This is a genomic window from Bradyrhizobium mercantei (assembly GCF_001982635.1).
GTDB lineage: Bacteria > Pseudomonadota > Alphaproteobacteria > Rhizobiales > Xanthobacteraceae > Bradyrhizobium > Bradyrhizobium mercantei.
The window spans coordinates 1,354,640-1,374,518 of record NZ_MKFI01000001.1 but is presented as its reverse complement, the minus strand read 5'-3'; the positions used below and the strand labels follow the sequence as shown (position 1 = coordinate 1,374,518).

The window sequence follows — 19,879 nt, the reverse complement described above, 5'->3', positions numbered from 1 at the left end:
GTCGATGGTCACTTGGAAGGAGGGGAAGCATGCGGTCGTTTTGCCATCGCGCAATCCTGAGCGGTCTATGGAAGCTTGTCTCTGATGGAATACGAAAGCGAACTCGATGCGCAATCGCATCGGATCGGATTTATCGCAGCGCTCCACCCGAAGCGGTTCATCGCCGACTTGGCAAGCGCGCTCAATCTGCTGTGGACGACCCGCAATTTGGCGGGGGCGATGGCGTCGCGCGAACTCCGGATGCGGTACGCGGGTCAATTTGCCGGCGCTTTCTGGATCGTCGGTCACCCCGTCTTCCAGATGGCTGTTTACATCTTTATTTTCGGGGTCGTCTTTCAGCAGCGGATCGGCGGCACCCTGGAACTGCCGCGAGACTATACGACGTACATTCTATCGGGGCTCGTCCCGTGGCTGACGCTCAGTGCCATGCTGCCTGGCCTATGTGCATCGGTAGTCGGCAGCGCCAATCTCGTTAAGCAATTCACGTTCCAGGCAGAGATACTGGTGGTGAAGGATGTGCTGATCGCGATGGTGTTTTGGGCGGTGGGAATCTCGGTCATCACCATCTACATCCTCGCAAGCTATCACACTCTGCCGCCGACCTTCGTTCTGTTGCCCGTCGTCCTGGCGCTGAGCATATTGTTTTTCATCGGACTGGGTTGGACCCTCTCGGCAATCGGTGTGTTTGTCCGGGATATGAAGGATATCGCCGTCGTTCTGGTATCGGCCGGCGTCTATGTGCTGCCGATCGTTTATTTGCCTAGCTGGGCACCTGCGCTCTTTCGACCCGTGATCCAACTCAATCCCCTCAGTGCGTTCATCTGGGTTTATCAGGACACCCTCTACTTTGGGCGGTTCGAACACCCATACGCCTGGATCGTCTTTGCTTTGATGTCCCTGGCTTGTTTTGGCCTGGGATATCGATTGTTTCAAACCCTGAAGCCTTCTTTCGGCAAGGTCCTGTGATGAGTGTAATCACAGTCGAGGGCCTGAGTGTCGCCTACAAGCTGTACAGCAAGCCGACCGACGTCCTGCGCGAAGCGCTATTCGGCGGTCGTCGGCACGACAAGTTCTGGGCTCTTCGCGATGTCTCCCTCAAGATTGGAGAGGGGGAGCGTGTTGGGATTGTCGGGCCTAACGGCGCGGGGAAAAGCACGCTGCTCAAGGTCATCGCAGGCAATCTGACGCCCACGAGTGGACGCGTACGCGTGGATGGAAGAATTTCATCCCTGCTCAGCATGGTGCCGGCGTGGAACGAAAGCTCGAGCGGGCTCGAAAACATCCGCTTCAACCTACTTCTGCAGGGGATGTCCCGCTCAGCGATCAGCCGAGCTATCGAAGATATCGTTGATTTCACGGAGCTGGGGGCGTTCATTCATCAGCCGGTCAAGACATATTCGACCGGCATGGGCGCGCGTCTCTCTTTCGCAATCGCGACAGCCACGGAGCCGGAGATTCTCATCGTCGATGAAGTGCTCGGCACGGGTGACGGGTACTTTGCCGCAAAGGCGCACCGGCGCATGCAGGAATTCTGCGCGCGAGGTCGAGCCTTCGTGCTTGTAAGTCACTCGATCGCCGCTGTTCAGCAGATGTGCTCCAACGTCATCTGGATGCAGAACGGCGGCATTCGCGCAGCGGGAGATGCGCAGTCGGTGTTGGCCAAGTATGAGCTCGACTATCGTCGGAGCGAGGACGAAGCGACTAGAGGCAAGGCCATTCAGGCAGGGATGGTTGTGTCATCCAAGCCGTCCCCTGGCGAGATGGGTGGGGAAGCGTTGCGCCTTCGCATCGTCCCGTCAAACGGCTTGCGCTTTTCCACGACGCACTATGTCAAGGAAGCGAGAATCGTGAACGAGCTCGCGGGGCTTGACGTCAAGCTTCCGCTGACGATCGCGTCGGATGAAGCTGATGGTGGCGGCTCGCTCGATTTGCTGTCGAGCGAATGGGGGCGACTGCACGAGCGGTATGGCGCGGAGTGCCGGATATTGCAGCGTGCCTCGGGCCGTAATCCGGGAGGGCAAATCGTCATCGGCCACGAACTCGCGCTGGCCGCACCCTCAGCAATCACGGCTCTGAACGTGTCGCTCGACGTTGCTTCGCAAGAGACGGAGGCGCTTGCGGTCGAAGTGCTTGATCTTCGTGCCGGTGCCTGGAAGCAGGCGGCGCTGCTGAAAAAGACCGACCTGAACGACGGCTGGCAACGGCTTGACTTTCGCGTCGAAATTCAGTTGCCCGACGAGGAAATCGCGTTCCAACTCCGTGAAAGTCTGCTCAAACAGGCAAAGAGTGAAGTCGAAATTACGCATGTCGAAATGCGTGTCTCCGGAAAATCCGCGCATTCGGTCATGGAGCGGGAAGGGTTCGAAATCGTCATCGACACCGAGTTCAACGAGAGCGTCCCTGTCGCCGACGTCGGCATCAAGATCAGCCGAATGGATGGCACCTATGTCTATTGGCAGTCGTCCGGAATGGCAGGTGCCAACATCTACGAAGGCAAGGGCCGCCGCAGGGTGACTTTCAAGTTTGAGGACAATGTGTTTGGGGCCGGCGAGTATTTCGTCAACGCCTATGTGGCGGACGGCTGGAAGTTCCCGGAAAACTATCCCTATTCGCAGGTGTTCCAGCGTCTTGTGAACGCGCTCTCGTTCCGGATCAACCGATCAGACCATGACCTCGATTGCGGCGTCGTGGCAAAACTGTTCCCAGTGAGGGTCGATGAAATTTGAGTTGAGCGAAAAGTCCTGGGACAAGGTTCGTGCGCACCAGCGAGACGAGCTCGCGCGTCTGGCAAGCGACCAGAGCTACGCTCGTGCTGTGGCCAGGGATCCATACTATGCATGCGTCGGTGACTTGCTTGGATCGGGACCGGGGCGCGTACTCGAGATCGGATGCGGGCCTGGGCGTTATGTGGCGTTGCTTGCCAACCTGGGCTGGGATGTCGTCGGAGCCGATCCGCACCGGTTTCCGTCCTGGGAGATCATCAGCAAGCATTGCAACGTTACATGGGAAGAAGGAGTCTTTGCCGAAAAGCTTCGCTATCCCGATGGTTCTTTTGATGCGGTGGCCTGCCTTGGCGCATTGCTCTACTTCAAGGACCCCAAGCTGGCGTTCGCAGAGATCTTTCGCGTTCTAAAGCCGGGCGGGCGGCTGCTCGTCCGGTCGGTCAACCGGACAAACTTGTTTCGCCTGGTTCGGGGCAGGAATATCGATCCGGCCACCGTCAGCACCTATTCAGAGCAGGAACTTGCCGACTTTCTTCGGTCCTCGGGCTTCGATGTTTCGTCGACATTCTCCTACGGATTCTTTCCGCCAATTCTTCCCGTTCTGTGGTGGTACCTCGTCAATGGACCTGTCTCGATATCCGCTCAGGATGCATTATCCAGATGGACGCCGGCTCGGTACCGCGTGAACGTGGTTGCAGCCGCGATACGTCGATGAATGCGGGCCGTGACTGGATAGCGCACCACCTGAAGATATTCGGCTGTTGCGCAGTCGGGAAGGATGCACCAGTCATTCTGTATCGAGCCGCCGAGGCCGATCTGGGTTTGGCAAGCAAAGCTCTCGAATGCGGGACGACAGTGGTGGCTGTCCTTCCGGATAAGGGATTTGTCCGGGCGTTCGAGGCGACGGTCGATGACAGCGGAGCGGGTTCGCCCGCAGTGCTCAGCGCGGACCTTGCAGGACCGAAGCCATGGAGGCGGTTGCGGACATTGCATCCGCATCTGCGATTCAATTCTGCAGTTGGGACGTCCGTGGTATCAGATAGCGACGGCGCACCGGTATGGCTCCATCGACAGATGGATAATGCGGCTTCGATCATCTTCGTAGGCACCGATCTTGCGTCTGACCTCGTTCGGTATCGTCAGGGGGACCCCGAAGCCGCTAGCAAGCGGCCTACCGAGCCCATGTGGGGCTTTGCAGGCGAGCGGCCGAACTATCTGTTCGAAGGTCAGCTCGCCGGTGAAGGTCCGCGCGAGCGGCATGCGGACTGGTGGTGCGAGGTCCTGGCGGACGCGCTGGCGCGTCTGTGCGGTGAGACCAGGCTTCCAATGCTGCCGAATGGAGCGCAGGGGGCAATCGTCATCACCGGCGATGACGATCAGGCGGGGCTGGATCGGTATCGTCAACAGCGGGACGCGCTCGGTTCACTGCCGGTCACGTATTTTCTCCACCCCCTCACCAGGCACACACCGGGGACCTTGGGCGAACTCAAGTCGCGCGGGCCCGTCGAGCTTGGCCTGCATCCCGATGCGCTCGAAGAGCCGCACAAATACGCCTCGCTGTTCTCGGAGCAGGCGGTGTGGTTCAAGCAGCTGACGGGAGAGGACACGCGGACTGTCCGAAACCATGGATTTCTGAACGACGGCTACTGGGAGCATGCCAAGCCGTGGAACGCGCACGGCGTGAACGGTAGCTCCAATCTGCCCGGGTTTGACGGTCGCATGCTCAATGGCTCGCTGCTGCCTGCGAAGCTTCTGCTCGACGACAAGCTGACGGACCACTGGAGCATTCTGACCGCCATCGGCGACGGGGTCGTGTTCGTGCACGGCTGGGATGATCATCAATCGGCGGATTGCATTCTCGGACTAGCGGACGATATCCGGAACAGCGAGGTCCCCGGGGTGATTGTCGTCAATCTGCACCCGGAGAATATCGATAAGACCCGCGGAATGCATCGCGCAGTTTGCAAGCTCGTCGAGGACGGCTTCGTTCCATGGACGCTGAGCGAATGCTTCGAATGGTTCGAGCGGCGTCCGGAACAGCACGCGCCTGGTTCGGAGCAGGGCGAAGCTGGTCCGGAGCAGCGTGAGCCCGGCCCGCGGCCGGCGCTCTTCCGGCCGTCCTCCTGGCCGTCGATCTTCCGTCGACGGAGCGCTTGAATATGCGGCTCGGAATCCTGTCCGACGCGCATGGCAATGTCGAAGCGTTCGAGCTGGCGCTGAACATCCTGGCGGATGCGAAAGCTGATGCGATCTACTTTCTCGGAGATTCAGTGGGCTATATCCCGGAGACGGGAGTTGTCAGCGCACTTCGGGCCAGCGGCATCCCGGTCGTGAAGGGAAATCACGATGACATGCTGGTGCGGCAGGCCGCGAGTGCGGAGCGCGATGCCATCTATCGTCATCGTGAGACGTTTGCCTTGCTGAGCGACGATGAGCGCGACTTTGTCCGGAGCTGGCCGTCGCAACTGACCGTCCGCGATGAGCGTGGAGCGCTGCTGTTCGTGCATGGCAGCCCGAAGGACCCCCTGGAAGGCTATGTCTATCCGGACAGCAGCCTGTCGGATTTTGCGGAGGTCGACGCGGATGTCGTCTTCATGGGACATACGCACCATCCTTTCGTGCGCCGGCACGCGGAAAAGCTCTTTGTCAATGTAGGGAGCTGCGGCCTTCCGCGAGGAAGCGACCTGCGGGGATCGGTCTGCATCTTCGATGCAAACGAGCGGGCCGCCAAGATCATCCGGTTCGATATTTCGGGCCCGTGCCGTCGAATCCTGTCGCGCTACTCGCTGGCGCCGCCGGTTGCTTCGCTGCTCGAGAGATGCGCCAATTTCGAAGTGAGTGAGGGAAAGTCTTGAAGAGCAGGCGGGCAAAGGTTCTGCTGACGGGGATCGGCGGAGGTGGGCACGGCGAGCAGATACTCAAGGCTCTCCGGTTGGGCGAGATCGAATACGACATCGTGGGCACAGACGTCAGCGATCTCTGCGCCAACCGAAACCTGGTCGATAAATTCGTGCGGCTGCCGCGGGCCAACGACCCCGCCTATCTGGACGAGCTGCGATCGCTGGCCCTGTCGGAAAAGTGCGTTGCCGTCTTTCATGGATCGGAACCCGAGATGGCTGTTCTGAGCCAGGCGAGACCCGCACTCGAGGCCGATGGCCTGTACGTGCCGGTAAATCCACCGAGCGTTCTTGACGTGTGCCAGGACAAGACCAAGACAATGGCTCACCTGGCCTCGTGTGGATTTACGACGCCGAACTTCATGGAAGTCCGCGCGTTGCCGGATCTCGACCAATGGGAAACCCTCCCGGCGATCCTCAAGCCATCGGTGGGTGGCGGCGGCTCGGCGAATGTTTTCATCGTTCAGTCGCGCGAAGAACTGCTGGCGTTCTCGCGATACCTGCTTGCAACCTGCAAAACCTTCATCATCCAGGAATACATCGGAACCTCCGACGACGAATATACGGTCGGCGTGCTGTTCGGTGCGGACGGCGTCCTGCTCAACTCGATTGCGATCAAGCGCGTCATCAACAACGCCCTGACGATCCGTACCCAGGTTCCCAACCGGTCGGGCCGTCCCGATCTCGGGTCGCGCCTTGTGATATCGACCGGCATTTCTCAGGGGCACATTGCCGACTGGCCTGATGTGCGAAATGCGTGCGAGAAGATCGCCGGGTCCCTTTCACCGCGCGCTCCGATCAACGTGCAATGTCGTCTAGTGGACGGCGCCGTGATTCCGTTTGAGATCAATCCCAGGTTTTCGGGAACGACCTCGCTGAGGGCGATGGCCGGATACAACGAACCCGACGTTCTCGTTCGAAGGGACGTCTACGGAGAGAACATCCCGGTCCGGTTTCCGTACAAGGAAATGATGGTCCTGCGGGGCTTGCAAGAGCATGCGATCGGCTAAGTGGCGTTCTGAACTCGACCGAAGGCGGCGGATCAACAAGGAGTAGGCTTATGACAGCGCAATGTCCGGTGTGCACATCGACGCAGCTTGACGACATCTACCCGTCTTTTTCGGGCACATGCATCACGTCCGACATGATGGTGCTTCGCGATGCATCGCTGGACAACCGGCTGTGCAACGGATGCGGCCTGATATTCAACGCCGGTGGGACCAGGGGACGGGCCGAAGCCTTCTACAAGGATAGCTACAATCTGATGATGAAGAGCCCGGATGCGGCAATCCAGAGCTTCTCGGGTCCGGCTCCGATCTCTCAAGCCGAGCGCACGCATCAGATTCTGAGGGAAATGACCAATCTGCCGGCTGACGGATCGGTTCTGGAGATCGGTGCCGGAAAGGGCGATTTCCTCGGGCATTTTCTCGACGAATCCCGCGATTGGCGCGCGGCTGCGTTCGAGCCGAGCTCGGCATTCGACGTGCTGCAGAAGCGGTTTCCCGCGGCCCGGCTCAAGCGTTGCGACTACAAGGACTTCGACGCCGAGGCGCGGAGCTTCGATCTGATCGTGGCCTTGGGCGTCCTGGAGCATGTCGAAAACCCGCTCGACATGTTGCAGTGGGCGCAGCAGCGCCTCAAGGAGGACGGGCATTTCTACATTCGCGTTCCAAATTTTGCGAAGAACCCGAACGACCTGTTTTGCGCAGATCACCTTTCGAAGCTGACGCTGCATACATTGGAAGCGCTGGCGCACGCCGCGGGATTTGATGTGGTGTCTTCAAAAGAGGCAGGTGTGCCGATCTTTGTTCTGCTAAGGAAGGTCGGTAGCGCGAAGCCGCACATGGTGGATGTGGCCGAACTGAACCGGAGCATCGTCGATCAAAACGGGCTGGTGGCCAAAAGCGCGATGGACGCGATCGACAAGTGCCGCAAGGCAGCTGATGCCTCCGGGGAGCCGTTTGCCATCTTTGGCCTGGGATCGTCGGGCTTGTTTGCGCCGTTCTACCTTGGCTTCGACGGCGCGAAGATCGCAGCCTATCTCGATGAAAACCGCTCCACATGGGGCAGCGGCTTGCACGGACGGCCGGTGGGCGGTCTCGACAAGATCAAGGAATTGGGAATTCGACACGTGGCATTGGCGATCAGTCCAGTCTATTTCGATCAAGTGAAAGCGAAGCTGGTACCTTACGGAGTGGAAGTGTACTCGGCTTAAGTCGCGTCAAAGACCTGTCCTCTAGCTCCCCGCCGGACTCCAGGCAGTTGTTGTCGACCGCGTGCGGGGACCAGGCATCGAGAGTATCGACCCAATGAACATCACAGAACCGAGCTTCGACGAAGCTGAAATTGCGTTGCTGCGAGAGTGCCTCAACTCGAAATGGGTGACGCAGGGGCCGCTCACGGAACGCTTCGAGCGGCTCATTGCCGAAAAACACGGTGTCAAACACGCACTCGCGTGCACGTCCTGCACCGCCGCGCTGCATTTGGCGACCTTGGCCCTGAAGCTTGGGCCGGGAGACGAGGTGATCGTTCCTGCTTTCACGTGGGTGACGAGCGCGCACAGTGCCGAATATGTCGGTGCGAAGCCGGTCTTCGTCGACGTCGATTTGTCGACCTTCAACCTCGACCCGGATCGGTTGCTGGCCGCGATCACGCCGCGCACGAAGGCGATCGTTGCGGTCCATCTGTTTGGTCTTGCGGCGCCGATGGACGAGATCAAGGCGATCGCAGAACCTCGAGGCATCGCCGTGATCGAGGACGCCGCGTGCGCGATCGGGACGACGTACAAGGGCAAGCCGGTCGGGGCGATCGGCGACATCGGCTGCTTTTCATTTCACCCGCGCAAGGCGGTCACGACCGGAGAGGGCGGAGCGGTAACCACCAATCGCGATGATCTTGCCGAGCGCGTGCGATCGCAACGGAACCATGGCTCCACCGGTGCCCCTGATGCGTCGATCGAGCCGCACGGCCCATGGACCATGGCGACCTTCGACAATCTCGGCTTCAACTTGCGTTTGTCGGACATTCAGGCCGCCGTCGGGGTGGCGCAGATGGGCAAGCTCGATCGTCTGCTGGCCGAGCGCCGGCGTCTCGGACGCCGATACTCCGAATTGCTGGCGGGAGCGAATTCGATCGTCACCCCGTTGGGCGGAGATGTCGAAGGACATGCGTACCAGTCATACGTCATTCGTCTGCTCGAAGGCGGACGCAAGCGGCGCAACGCTCTTATGAGCGCTCTCGCCGACAAGAAGATCCAGACCCGCCCCGGCACCCACGCGGTTCACCGCCTGGGATACTACGTCAACAAATATGCTTTGAAGCCGGAGCAGTTCCCCAACGCGGTCACCGCCGAGGACACGACGATTACGCTGCCGATTTTTCCTGGAATGACAGAGGATGATCAGCAGATGGTCGTGCAAATCGTGCGGGCTATGGATTGATGGCGCTCTCGCAGACGGAGCGGGAGGCGCTGCAGAAGGCGCTGGTTGAGTGCAATCTGCCGCTGGAGGAGCGGTGGGCGCTTGGCGGTCAGGGCTCCATGCCAAAGGACGAATGGCACAGCTTTGACCGCACTCCCTGGCGGCATCCGTGGATGACGGCGGACAATATCCGGCACTTCGCGGCTTACAGCAAGTTGCAGCTGGCTCAGCTCGAGGAGCGACTTCAGGCCCACAAAAGAAAGACGCGGCTGCGGCGATGGCTGCGTCAATTTCCCTTGAAGTTGAAGCAGAGGGAAAACCGGTATGCGTTCGCCGGCAACATGGCGAATGTCAACTACCTGCGGGCGGCGCCGCTTAGACGGCGAAACCTGGAGGTGGATCTCGTGCTTCATCCGCACGATGATTCCATATTTGCGCAGCCCGCGTGGGAAGATTTTGATGGGGAGATCACCGAGCTCGGAGAAAATCCGGCGGCGAGGCTTTTCCAGGCAAGGCTTCCGGACTGGGTGCATCGGTATCAAACGGATACCAATTGGGAGCCCATTCTGCTGGACGCCGAGAGGGCGACCGTAACGCCGGAGCAGCTGCTTCTTTGGCCTGAATACATGTACTATCTGCCGACTGCCGCGGCGCTGTCGCACTACGATGCCCTGCTGGTTTCGCAGAGCCCCTACCTCGGGTTTTTCTCCGGCCGTCCCTATCTGTTTGGACAGACCGGCGGCGATATCTGGCTCGAAGCATCGCGGAATGATTCGCTTGGCATCCTGACCCGTAAGTCGATCGCGTCTTCATATGCGGCGCTCGTCTCCAATCCGATTACGCTCCCGCACGCTCGCCGCTACGGCCTGCATAATCTCCTCTACGTTCCGTGGCCTCTCGATGAGGATGTGTACAGTCCCGGCGATAGCGCCGACATTCGATCCGAATGGCGGGACCGGGTGGGAGGGGATTTCTTTGTTCTGACTTCGATGCGGATGGACCGCTACTGGAAGGGGGCTCAGCACGCTCTCGACGGCTTCGTCCGTTTCGCGTCGCAGGCTCCGCAAGCAAGACTGCTGGTGCTCGGTTGGGGCGATGATCTCGAGGCTGCGCGAAACCAGGTGAAGCAGCTGGGCCTGCTTGACCGGGTTCTTTTCCTGCCGACCGTCGGCAAGAAAAGGCTCGTGCGCTACCTTCGTGCAGCGGACGTCGTCATTGAACAGTTTGTCCTGGGGTATTACGGCGCCTCGGGGCTCGAGGCGATGGCCTGCGGAAAGCCGACCATCATGAGGATCGAGCGAGAGCAGTATGATGCCCTCATCGACGTCGGAGCGCCGCCGACGCTGGATGCGCAGAACGGCCAGGAAGTCGAAAGGCATCTCTCCGCTCTCTACGGCGACCGGGCGTTGTGCCGGCGCATTGGAGAGCAGACGCGAGACTGGTTTATCAGGGCGCAATCGTCGCAAAGATGGTCGAAGGTTTACCGCCTGCTGCTGGAGGCCATGGTCGCCGGGCTTCCGTTGTCATTTTCAGACTCGCCATTGTGCGAACCGCTTTCCAAGGAAGAGCTGGAATACCATGCAGAACAACGGGCATCGGCGCCGCCTTTTCCTCACTACGTCGACCCATAGCGGATGGCTCCAGATCCGATAAAATCCGCTACGGCTTCAATCAGGTTTCGCACGGATGCCTGATCTGAGGATGTGCAACACGTGCTGACGTCGGACGCCCGGCCGACGGACGCCCCGTCCAGCGCGCTATCGTACAAGAAGCGCTTTTCCGAAGTTTGAGTAGAGATTTTCCAAGGGCTCGTTGAGAGCCCATGTCACAGATGCAGCAGATGATGGGTTCATGCGTTTAGAAGCTCATTCCCAAATTGCCGAGCCTGGACCGGCGGGGACGGATCAAGCTGTCCCCAATCCCGGCCAGAAAGAGATTTTGCAGTCCTTCGAATGGCTGAAGTCGTTTTCGCGAGCGAAGGGCAGGCCGCTTCGCGTGCTTCATATCGGAAACATCGCGAACAACGCCTACAACAATGCGCGCATCCAGCGGCGATATGGCGTTGAAGCCGATGTCCTCTGTTTTGACTATTACCATTCCATGGCGACCCCGGAATGGGAGGATGGCGGGTTGACGACGGCTGTCGATCCTGCGCTGCCGGATTGGTGGGCGTCCAACCTCGGCGGGTTCAAGCGGCCGGCATGGTTTGTACAAGGGCCGCTGCCACTCTGTATCGGATATCTGGCGGCGCGCACCAAAAAGGCGAGGGTCTTCGCACGGCTCCGCAGATGGGGGCTCGAGTCCGCTTATTGGAGTCTTCTGGAGGACCGCGCTCACTCGATGGGCAGGAAGCGCGGTATCGCTCCGGAATGGCGCCTCATCTTGCAGGGTTGGATTTCCAAATTCGACCCGTGGAAGACTCTCGCGGAATCTCTGGTGCCGTCGCGGCAGTCTCTCCGGGAATTGGTCATGCGACCGCTGGCGATCGCTGCTTCCGCGAAGCCTCCCGGGGTCCCCGGAGGGGCAATGCTGGTCGAGCTCTGGCGGATGCAGCGCAGGGCCCGAAACATGCCGGCGGTGTTCAACCGGCAAGGCGTGCTGAACGGGCTCAACGAAGATGAGGTCCTGGCATCGTTCTCTCTTCTGAAGATGTTCTTCTATCTTCTCAAGATCACGGTGACTTCGGTCGCCGCAATAGCCCTCTTCGTGCTGCTGCTTCCGTTTCGAGCCGTGTCCCGCGACGGTGAAGTCAAACGGAGCTTGAAGGACGCGGAGGCGGATGCTTCTGCGCTGATCGAGGAATTGCGCAAGAGGGAAGACGGTGTCTCCGAAACGTGCTGGCAGGAGTTGCACCAATATCTCTCGACGACGGCGGTGATGTTCAGGCCCATTCTCGATCACTACGACATTGTTCAGGGCTACTCGATTGACGGCCTCATTCCGTTCGCGAATGGCGTGAGGAATTTCACCGCCTACGAACACGGCACGCTGCGCGATCTTCCGTTCGAAAACGATCTGACAGGCCTGCGGTGCCGCATCGCATATCGGAAGGCGCCGATATCCTTCATCACCAATTCCGATGTGCTGCCGTCGGTCGAACGTCTGGGTCTGGAGCCGAGCAAGCTTCGCTTTCTCCCGCACGCTTTCGATGAAACCAAGCTGATACGGTTTCGCAAAGATCGTCCGGACCTCAAGCCGCCATCACAACATGTGAGAATCTTTTCACCCAGCCGGCACCAGTTGACCGGCGAAGGGCGCAAGGGGAACGATATATTCCTGCGAGGAGCTGCGCTCGCAGCGTCCACGAACCGGAACTTCCGGATAACGCTCGTGGAGTGGGGTGCGGAAGTAGACTTGAGCAAAAGGCTCATCGACGAGCTTGGTATCGCGGATCTGGTCGAGTGGGTCCAGCCGATGGGCAAGCAGGCGCTTTGGCAGTCGTATTGCACGTCTCATATCGTCGCGGACCAGTTTGTCCTGCCGGCGCTGGGTGGTGTCGGGTTCGAGGCCTTGGCGCTTGGGTGCCGGCTGCTCACGCGCATCGACCAGGCCCAGCTCACGACGTTTTTTGGCGAATGTCCCCCGGTCTTGAGCGCCTCCTCGCCGAGCGATGTCGCGAGCGCCATAACGGCCGTGATAAACGACGCCGAAGACAGCGCCGGCCTGGGCGCTGCCGGCGAAACATGGATCAGGAACTTCCACTCGGCTGAGCGGATCGTCGGGATTCAGGTTTCGGCATACAAGACAGTCCTGGAACGAAACGCAGCGATATAGACGATCTTCTCGCTATCCATCCGAGCGAGCCAGGCGGTAAGCGTATTGCGCGCCATAGGGTCGACGACGATTCGACAGCGAGTAACTTTGCCCAGCCTCAAATGAATTTCTGTTTTTATGCAGCGGTCCCGGCCCTGGACGACTTTGCTGCCCGTGGAGACGAAGAGTGTCGATTGAGCTTGATTTGAAGAATTGGGGTTTCTCGGCCGAGCACTCGAAATGGCTTGTTGACTTTCGCAGGGCCAACGGCCGGGCCCCTCGTGTGCTCTCGATCGGGAATATTGCCAACAACGCGTACAAGAACGCGGTGATCCTGAGGCAGTGCGGCGTCGAGTGTGACGTCTTGTGCCCCAATTACTATCACGTCATGGGAGTCCCGGAGTGGGAAGAGGGACGGTTCTCGACGTCGGAGCTGAATTTCGATCGGCCCGATTGGTCGTCGGTCCCGGTAGCGGGATTCGAACGGCCGAAATGGTTCGCGCAAGGTTATCTGGGAACGTGCCTGGACTATCTGATCTCCCTGCGAGAGGGGGCACCGTCGGCGGATGCGCTTTGGGATCAGCTGCTGGAGGAAACGAATTCTCCCGGCTTCGGCAGCGGCTCCGCGATCTTTCACGATCCTCACCCGCCTGAGGTCGTCGAAAAGGCCGCGCAGCGTTTGCAAGGGCTGTTCAAGGTCTGCTTCCCGGCGCGGTCCGATGCGCCGCAGTTCGAGGCCGTGTCCCTGAGCTACTACGGAATACTCGCCGACGAACGACGGTGGAAGCGCCTGTTCTCGCACTATGACGTTGTGACCGGCTATGCGATTGACGGGATCTATCCGCTGTTCTTTGGCAAGCGTCCCTACATCTGCTTCGAGCACGGCACGATCAGATCAATTCCATTCGATGAAAATATCCTTGGACAGCTATGTGCGCTGTCCTACGTGATGGCCGACGATGTTTTGATCACCAACTGCGACAACGTCGTCGCCGCAAATCGATTGAACCTGAATTCCTATCGATTTGTGCCTCATGCCATCCTGGAACGTAAGCTTGACGAGCAGCGCATCAGCCAATTGCGCGCCGATCTGCTGGCGCGCCATCAGGCGGATTTCATCGTTTTCCATCCGCCTCGCCAGCATTGGTCCAGCGAGCGCAATCTCAATTTCGAGAAAGGCAACGATATCTTCCTGCGCGGTTTCGCGGACTTCGTGAAAACCGCGCGCCCGAAGGCCGTGGCTGGCCTGGTGAATTGGGGACAGCATGTTGCCGAGACCAAGCGCCTGATAGAGGAGCTTGGAATCGAAGACCGGGTATTCTGGATCGACCCGGTCCCCGTGCAGGTCATGACGGACTATGTGGCCGCTTCCGACGTGTTGGCCGATCAATTCGTCATCGGCGCGTGGGGCAGCATCATGCCGATCGGGATGATGCTCGGCAAGCCGACCCTTCTCTACCTGAACGAAGAAGTTCATCACTGGTGCTTCCCCGTGATGCCGCCGGTCCTGAATGCGAAGACCGTCGATGAAGTGTCTTCATCACTGACGAAGGCGACGGATGACGAATATCGCCACAGGATCGCGGCCGACGGAGTCCGATGGTATAATCAATATCACTCCGAGAACGTGGTGGCTGGGCGACTGTTCGACAGCCTGATCGCGGCCAAGCGCTCGGAGCGGGAATGCGAGATGAAGCGCAGCGTCCAGGAATTGCGGGCGCAGCTATCGATCCTTGAATTCGAGCGCCCAGTGCCGAAGGCTCCCGAACCCCTGCCCAGCGAGCCCATCGCGCCGCCATGTCCGGCACCGCCCCCGCGCCGAGTGCTGGCGTCGATATTGAGGTATGTACCGGGAATCAGGTCGGTGTCCCGCCTTCTACTGCGGTATGCTCCAAACCTGAGAGGTGCTATTGTCCGCCGGCTTCAATTGGATTGAGCGCGTGAGAGAATGGCACCTTGGGCGACATTCCGTTGAGACGCGAGCAAATTCGAGAAGCGCGTTGCGCCAGCCTAGTATGAGGGAACTGTCTTGCTGCCGAAATTCGTAAGCCTTTATCGTCCCGCTGACGCGGCTCAAATCCTGAACGTCGAGAGCTTCACGACCGATGGTGGTCACATCGTCGAAGGAGCTTTGCGTACCGCGGATCCCGATGTGTGGTATCCGATCGTACAGGGCGTACCATCCTTCCTTTCCGGTCCCATGCAACTCGATCTTCCCGAGTTCAGGGCTCGCCACAACCTGCCGGTGCGAAAGAACGGAAAGGTGCGCTCCGACGCGACCGAGCAGGCCAAGACCAACGCGACATTCTCCGACAAGTGGAGGCGATTCCGGCAATACGGCTTGCAGCCTGAACACGGGCAGTTTCTGTTCAGCTGGTATTGCAAGAAGCTCGGCGTGCCGGATATCGATGCACTGAAACGCTTCTATGCGCAGAAGAAGCGCGTGCTCGAGGTCGGACCAGGGTCAGGCTTCAATACCCGCTTCATTGCCCAGAACTGTCCAGGTGAAGTGTTCGCGCTGGACATTTCCGACGCTGCATTCACGACCTTTGAAAACACCCAGGACCTGGACAATTGTTGCGTCGTTCAGGCCGACCTCATGGAGACGCCCTTCAAGGACGAAATGTTCGACTTTGTCATTGCCGACGGCGTCCTTCACCATACGCCCAACACCAGGGCTGCGGTCGAAGCCCTTTACAAGAAGGTCGCTCCGGGTGGTCAGTTCTTCTTCTATGTCTATCGCAAGATGGGGCCGGTTCGCTTCTTCACCGACGAGCATGTTCGTCAAAACTTCATGCCTCTCTCTCCGGAAGAATGCTACGCGCAGTGTGAGGCGATCACCGACCTCGGCCGGGAACTCTCGCGTCTCAATGCAACGATTACGTTGGAAAAGCCGATCGATGTTCTCGGCATTCCCGCGGGCACGCACAATGTCCAGCGGCTGTTCTACTACAATTTCCTGAAATGCTTCTGGAACGAAGCCTTCGATTACGAAACGAACAATATGGTCAACTTTGATTGGTATCATCCGCACAACGCGTGGCAGCATACGGACAAGGAAGTCGAGGGGTGGCTGAAGGAGCTCGGCGTTGAGAATTACGTCTTCAACGATGCAAACCCGAACGGCATCTCTGTTCTGCTGACGAAACCGGCGGGCTAGCTCGAGTATGCGGATCCTGTTGACAGGCGGTACCGGTTTTGTCGGTTCTGCGCTGGCTCGCCGGCTGGTCGCCGACGGCCATGAACTCTTCTGCGTCTGTCGGCCGGAGGCGTCCATTGCCTACGGCACAAAGGTGGCCTGGGATGGCACCGGGCAGATCGAGGCGGGTACGTTTCCGAAGGCCGTCGACGCGGTGATTCACGCGGCTCAGTCGCGCAACTATCGGCATTTTCCTGGAGACTCCCGGGAGATGTTCGCGGTCAATGTCGGCATGACGATGTTGCTGCTGGATTGGGCCGCGCAGTCGGCGGTCAAGCAGTTCTGCCTGATCTCGTCCGGTGCGGTGTACGAGCCATTCGGCGGCGCGTTGCATGAGGACAGCGCCTTGGCGCCAACCGGCTTCCTCGGCGCGAGCAAGCTTGCTTCCGAGGTGATTGCCAAGCCATTTTCCAACTTGCTCGGCCTCAGCATCCTCAGATTGTTCTTTCCGTATGGTCCAAGCCAGCATGGCAGACTGATCCCGGAATTGATCCGTCGGGTCCGGCAGGGTAGCCCGGTTCAGATTGCCGGAGATGCGGGAGGGCTTCGGCTGACGCCGACCTTCGTGGACGATGTGGTCGAGGTCATCCTCGCGAGCATCACGTCGTCATGGACTGGGACCTTGAATGTAGCGACGCCTGAATCGCTATCAATTCGACAGATCGCTTCCTGCATCGGCCGGGAGCTCGGCATCGAGCCGAAGTTCGAGATCACGAACGCCGGCGCTGCGGTCGACATGACACCGGATTTGAACCGGCTGGCCGCTCGTTTCGATCTGAGCCGGTTCACCCGCTTCGATGAAGGTGTGCGACGCATGCTGGCTTGCGCTTCGGATCCCTCCGTCAGCGCGCAGTGAGTTCGCTGAACAGCACGGTTCAGCATGGTCCGGGCGCGGCCGCAATTCCTGAGGGCGCTGCCGTCAACGGTGCTGCCGGCGAGACCGCTAGGTCCTCGGAATTGACGTTCCATGCCGGCTGCGCAGCTTCGGCTTTGGGCTTGTCCATCCGGCCCAACGAGGCTATGCAACCGCAAGCGGAATTAGGCGCCGAAGGCATCTCTTCGGCGGTAGACGACCAAAACAACGTCCCGCGTGGGGCACTTCTTCACCAGAACTAGATGGCGCTTGAGATGAAAGCTGAGCTGATCGAGAAGCTTGACCGCAAGACGGCAAAAATTGGAATCGTCGGTCTGGGTTATGTCGGCCTGCCCCTGATGCTTCGCTATTGCGAGGTGGGTTACAAGGTGGTCGGCTTCGACATTGATCAATCCAAGGTGGACCGGCTTCGCGCGGGCGATTCCTACATCGAGCACATCTCGAGCGCCAGCATCAGGAATGCGACCGAGCTTGGGTTCGAGCCGACCACGGATTTCTCCCGCGCGAAGGAAGTCGATGCGCTCATCCTTTGCGTTCCGACCCCGCTCAACAAATATCGTGAGCCCGATCTCAGCTTCGTGCTGAATACGACGGAATCGCTGCTGCCGTATCTCCACAAGGGAATGGTGCTGTCGCTCGAAAGCACGACCTACCCTGGCACGACGGAGGAGGAGCTGAAGCCGCGCATCGAGAAATGCGGCCTCACCGTCGGCAGCGACATCTTCCTGGTCTTCTCGCCGGAACGCGAAGATCCCGGCAACCAGAATTTCACCACCCGGTCGATCCCGAAAGTCTGCGGTGGCTGCACGCCCGCATGTCTCGAGGCAGGCATCGCCCTCTATCGCCAGGTGATCGACAAGGTCGTTCCGGTGAGCTCGACCCAGGCCGCCGAGCTGACGAAGCTGCTGGAGAACATCCATCGGTCGGTGAACATCGGTCTCGTCAACGAGATGAAGATGGTTGCCGACAAGATGGGGATCGACATTCACGAGGTGATCCGCGCGGCGGCGACCAAGCCGTTCGGATTTGTCCCGTATTACCCGGGTCCGGGCATCGGCGGGCACTGCATTCCGATCGACCCGTTCTACTTGACGTGGAAGGCCCGGGAATACGGCATGCACACGCGCTTCATCGAGCTCGCCGGCGAGATCAACTCCTCGATGCCGGATTACGTCGTGTCGAAGATCTCGCTGGCGCTCAATCAGCGGCACAAGTCGATCAGCGGCAGCTCGATCCTGGTGCTCGGCATTGCCTACAAGAAGAATGTCGATGACGTTCGCGAGTCGCCGTCGGTGCTGCTGATGGAGAGGCTTCGCGATCTCGGCGCCAAGGTCGCCTACAGCGATCCGCACGTCGCCACGTTCCCGAAGATGCGGGCGCATTCGTTCGATCTGTCGAGTGTCGCGCTCACCGAGGACAATCTGCGGCGCTTCGATTGCGTCCTGCTCGCAACCGACCACGACAAGTTCGACTATCAGATGCTCGGCGCGCATGCTCCGCTGCTGGTCGATTGTCGCGGAAAGTTTTCCCAGCCGGCAGACAATATCATTCGCGCCTAGGCGATCCTGCCGGCGCTCCGGTTGGTCCGTCGCGCCGGCAATTCTTCGGGTTCAGAGCCGCGCGCGCTAGCCGGCACTTGTCGCCGGTAGGGCCTCACTCACGGCGGCCGCCGGCGCGGCCGCCCGCTCGAAGGCTGCGCGCGGCGCGATGTACCAGAGCAGGAACAATAGGCCGGTGCCGTTCGTGAGCAGGCCGGTCGAAAGCGGCACGTTGAGGAGAACCTGGGGGAGGAGCCCGGCGGACAGCAGCACAAATTGCGGCGGCAAGCCGGACGACAGCCGGTTGCCGAGAGCAATGATCAGGCCGCAGCCCAGCGCGGATACCGGGGCGAGCACAAGCCCGACGGAGGCGACCCCTTCGGTCGCAAACAGCGACGCATTGAAGGCACCGAGATCGTAGGACCTGGCCATCACGGCCCATATCGGCTCGCCATAGGGACAAGCAACCACGAGCTTCAGAACGTTGATTTGGCAGAAATGGGTCAGCGGGTGCGCTGAGAAGTAGTTGTTGTAAACCTCGAGGGCGAGCGACGGGATCGCGACCATCCTGGTGTTGACGGTGCCGAAATAAACCAGTCCGGGATTGAGCGGAAACACGTCAGCCTTGACCAGGAAGAACAAGATCAATCCGATCAGGACAGGCAGGAAGAACGACAGGATCGTCGTAACCCTTGCCTCAGTCACCAGTTTGCCGATGACTGCGAGAAACAGCAGCCAGACCGGGGCAAACAGCGCCATCTTGGTCAGCATGATCGGGTAGAACAGAAGCATCAGCAGCAGCACGATCGCCGCCTGCCAGATCCGTTTGCTGACGACGAAGCAGGCAAAGGCGAACGGCAACAGGGCGTTCGAGAAGATCCACACCGCGTAGCGCAGGGAGGCCGGCAACGCCACCTCCGCGCGATATTTGTACATCTCGGTGAGATCGACCAGCTTGAGGTGATAAAGCGAGCCGATGCCGATGATGGCCGCCGAGGCGATCAGGATGACGGTCGGCAGCATGTGGAAGGCGCGGGCCGGCATCACGACCGCCTGCCGCAGCGGCGCGGTGATGAACAGCGACGGTGCGAGGAATGCAAATCCCGACAGCACGATCGAGGCAAGCGCCAGGCGGTGATCGTAATCGAGCAGCGAAAACTCGATCAGCCAGAGATATCCCAGGATCATGATGTAGAAGTAGAACCCGACGAGATAGCCAAAGCTGAAGCGTCCGATTGCGAACAGGATGACGACCGGGCTGAACGCCACGACGTTCAGGATCGCAGCTGCAAGGTGCGACTTGTCGTAGCCGATGATGCCCGGGAACGAATTGATGATCGTGATGCAGTACAGCGAAACGGCGCAAACCACGATATGGGCAAAGGCCAGCAGGGCCAGTCTGGCCTGGGGCCAACCGAAACCCGGCTCCAGCTGAATAACGCGATCGTTCATTGTCATTTACCGCCGTGTCGGGCT

Annotated in this window: 15 protein-coding genes; 14 read left to right on the top strand and 1 reads right to left on the bottom strand. The window is 59.7% G+C overall.

The features are described 5' to 3' along the window. Positions 1-84: 84 nt before the first annotated feature. The 14 genes from BI327_RS06685 (at position 85) to BI327_RS06615 (ending at position 18,424) form a co-directional block, all read left to right on the top strand. Positions 85-966: an ABC transporter permease gene (locus BI327_RS06685; protein WP_076858908.1), complete on the top strand. Its 882-nt coding sequence runs from the start codon at positions 85-87 to the stop codon at positions 964-966. Then, positions 966-2,726: an ABC transporter ATP-binding protein gene (locus tag BI327_RS06680; RefSeq protein ID WP_076858907.1), complete on the top strand. Its 1,761-nt coding sequence runs from the start codon at positions 966-968 to the stop codon at positions 2,724-2,726. Before BI327_RS06685 ends, BI327_RS06680 begins: the two co-directional genes overlap by 1 nt. Continuing rightward, positions 2,716-3,438 (top strand): class I SAM-dependent methyltransferase, encoded by a 723-nt coding sequence (locus BI327_RS06675; RefSeq protein ID WP_083741942.1) that lies wholly within the window; start codon positions 2,716-2,718, stop codon positions 3,436-3,438. The genes BI327_RS06680 and BI327_RS06675 overlap by 11 nt, the downstream gene beginning before the upstream one ends. After that, positions 3,384-4,880, top strand: coding sequence for a hypothetical protein (locus BI327_RS06670; protein WP_159450411.1), 1,497 nt, complete (start codon positions 3,384-3,386; stop codon positions 4,878-4,880). Before BI327_RS06675 ends, BI327_RS06670 begins: the two co-directional genes overlap by 55 nt. A 2-nt stretch (positions 4,881-4,882) precedes the next feature. After that, the gene (locus BI327_RS06665; protein ID WP_076858904.1) at positions 4,883-5,578 is read left to right on the top strand and encodes a metallophosphoesterase family protein; all 696 of its coding nucleotides are present in this window, start codon (positions 4,883-4,885) and stop codon (positions 5,576-5,578) included. Next, positions 5,575-6,630, top strand: coding sequence for an ATP-grasp domain-containing protein (locus tag BI327_RS06660; RefSeq protein ID WP_076858903.1), 1,056 nt, complete (start codon positions 5,575-5,577; stop codon positions 6,628-6,630). The genes BI327_RS06665 and BI327_RS06660 overlap by 4 nt, the downstream gene beginning before the upstream one ends. A gap of 50 nt (positions 6,631-6,680) precedes the next feature. Continuing rightward, complete coding sequence (locus tag BI327_RS06655; RefSeq protein WP_083741941.1) at positions 6,681-7,835, top strand: class I SAM-dependent methyltransferase; 1,155 nt, start codon at positions 6,681-6,683, stop codon at positions 7,833-7,835. A 94-nt stretch (positions 7,836-7,929) separates the two neighbouring features. Then, a complete protein-coding gene (locus BI327_RS06650; RefSeq protein WP_076858901.1) occupies positions 7,930-9,060 on the top strand; it encodes a DegT/DnrJ/EryC1/StrS family aminotransferase in 1,131 nt (376 codons plus the stop codon). Continuing rightward, positions 9,060-10,670, top strand: a complete 1,611-nt coding sequence (locus BI327_RS06645; protein WP_076858900.1) for a glycosyltransferase — start codon at positions 9,060-9,062, stop codon at positions 10,668-10,670. Before BI327_RS06650 ends, BI327_RS06645 begins: the two co-directional genes overlap by 1 nt. Before the next feature lie 220 nt (positions 10,671-10,890). Beyond that, a complete protein-coding gene (locus BI327_RS06640; RefSeq protein WP_143271546.1) occupies positions 10,891-12,813 on the top strand; it encodes a glycosyltransferase in 1,923 nt (640 codons plus the stop codon). 166 nt (positions 12,814-12,979) lie between these two features. Next, complete coding sequence (locus BI327_RS06635) at positions 12,980-14,728, top strand: glycosyltransferase (protein WP_143271545.1); 1,749 nt, start codon at positions 12,980-12,982, stop codon at positions 14,726-14,728. A 93-nt stretch (positions 14,729-14,821) separates the two neighbouring features. Further along, positions 14,822-15,952, top strand: a complete 1,131-nt coding sequence (locus BI327_RS06630) for a class I SAM-dependent methyltransferase (protein ID WP_143271544.1) — start codon at positions 14,822-14,824, stop codon at positions 15,950-15,952. 7 nt (positions 15,953-15,959) lie between these two features. Beyond that, entirely contained in the window at positions 15,960-16,847 is an 888-nt protein-coding gene (locus BI327_RS06625; RefSeq protein WP_076858896.1) for an NAD-dependent epimerase/dehydratase family protein, read from the top strand. Positions 16,848-17,119: 272 nt separating this feature from the next. After that, the gene (locus BI327_RS06615) at positions 17,120-18,424 is read left to right on the top strand and encodes a nucleotide sugar dehydrogenase (protein ID WP_076859288.1); all 1,305 of its coding nucleotides are present in this window, start codon (positions 17,120-17,122) and stop codon (positions 18,422-18,424) included. 66 nt (positions 18,425-18,490) lie between these two features. Here BI327_RS06615 and BI327_RS06610 read toward each other — a convergent pair whose 3' ends face one another. After that, complete coding sequence (locus tag BI327_RS06610) at positions 18,491-19,855, bottom strand: hypothetical protein (protein ID WP_089025388.1); 1,365 nt, start codon at positions 19,853-19,855, stop codon at positions 18,491-18,493. Between the last annotated feature and the right edge of the window lie 24 nt (positions 19,856-19,879).

What these genes read in the sequence shown, in the direction of transcription:
- BI327_RS06685 (WP_076858908.1), top strand. Translation starts at nt 85, where the DNA reads ATGGAATACGAAAGCGAACTCGATGCGCAATCGCATCGGATCGGATTT.
- BI327_RS06680 (WP_076858907.1), top strand. Translation starts at nt 966, where the DNA reads ATGAGTGTAATCACAGTCGAGGGCCTGAGTGTCGCCTACAAGCTGTAC.
- BI327_RS06675 (WP_083741942.1), top strand. Translation starts at nt 2,716, where the DNA reads ATGAAATTTGAGTTGAGCGAAAAGTCCTGGGACAAGGTTCGTGCGCAC.
- BI327_RS06670 (WP_159450411.1), top strand. Translation starts at nt 3,384, where the DNA reads ATGGACGCCGGCTCGGTACCGCGTGAACGTGGTTGCAGCCGCGATACG.
- BI327_RS06665 (WP_076858904.1), top strand. Translation starts at nt 4,883, where the DNA reads ATGCGGCTCGGAATCCTGTCCGACGCGCATGGCAATGTCGAAGCGTTC.
- BI327_RS06655 (WP_083741941.1), top strand. Translation starts at nt 6,681, where the DNA reads ATGACAGCGCAATGTCCGGTGTGCACATCGACGCAGCTTGACGACATC.
- BI327_RS06650 (WP_076858901.1), top strand. Translation starts at nt 7,930, where the DNA reads ATGAACATCACAGAACCGAGCTTCGACGAAGCTGAAATTGCGTTGCTG.
- BI327_RS06645 (WP_076858900.1), top strand. Translation starts at nt 9,060, where the DNA reads ATGGCGCTCTCGCAGACGGAGCGGGAGGCGCTGCAGAAGGCGCTGGTT.
- BI327_RS06640 (WP_143271546.1), top strand. Translation starts at nt 10,891, where the DNA reads ATGCGTTTAGAAGCTCATTCCCAAATTGCCGAGCCTGGACCGGCGGGG.
- BI327_RS06625 (WP_076858896.1), top strand. Translation starts at nt 15,960, where the DNA reads ATGCGGATCCTGTTGACAGGCGGTACCGGTTTTGTCGGTTCTGCGCTG.
- BI327_RS06615 (WP_076859288.1), top strand. Translation starts at nt 17,120, where the DNA reads ATGAAAGCTGAGCTGATCGAGAAGCTTGACCGCAAGACGGCAAAAATT.
- BI327_RS06610 (WP_089025388.1), bottom strand. Translation starts at nt 19,855, where the DNA reads ATGAACGATCGCGTTATTCAGCTGGAGCCGGGTTTCGGTTGGCCCCAG.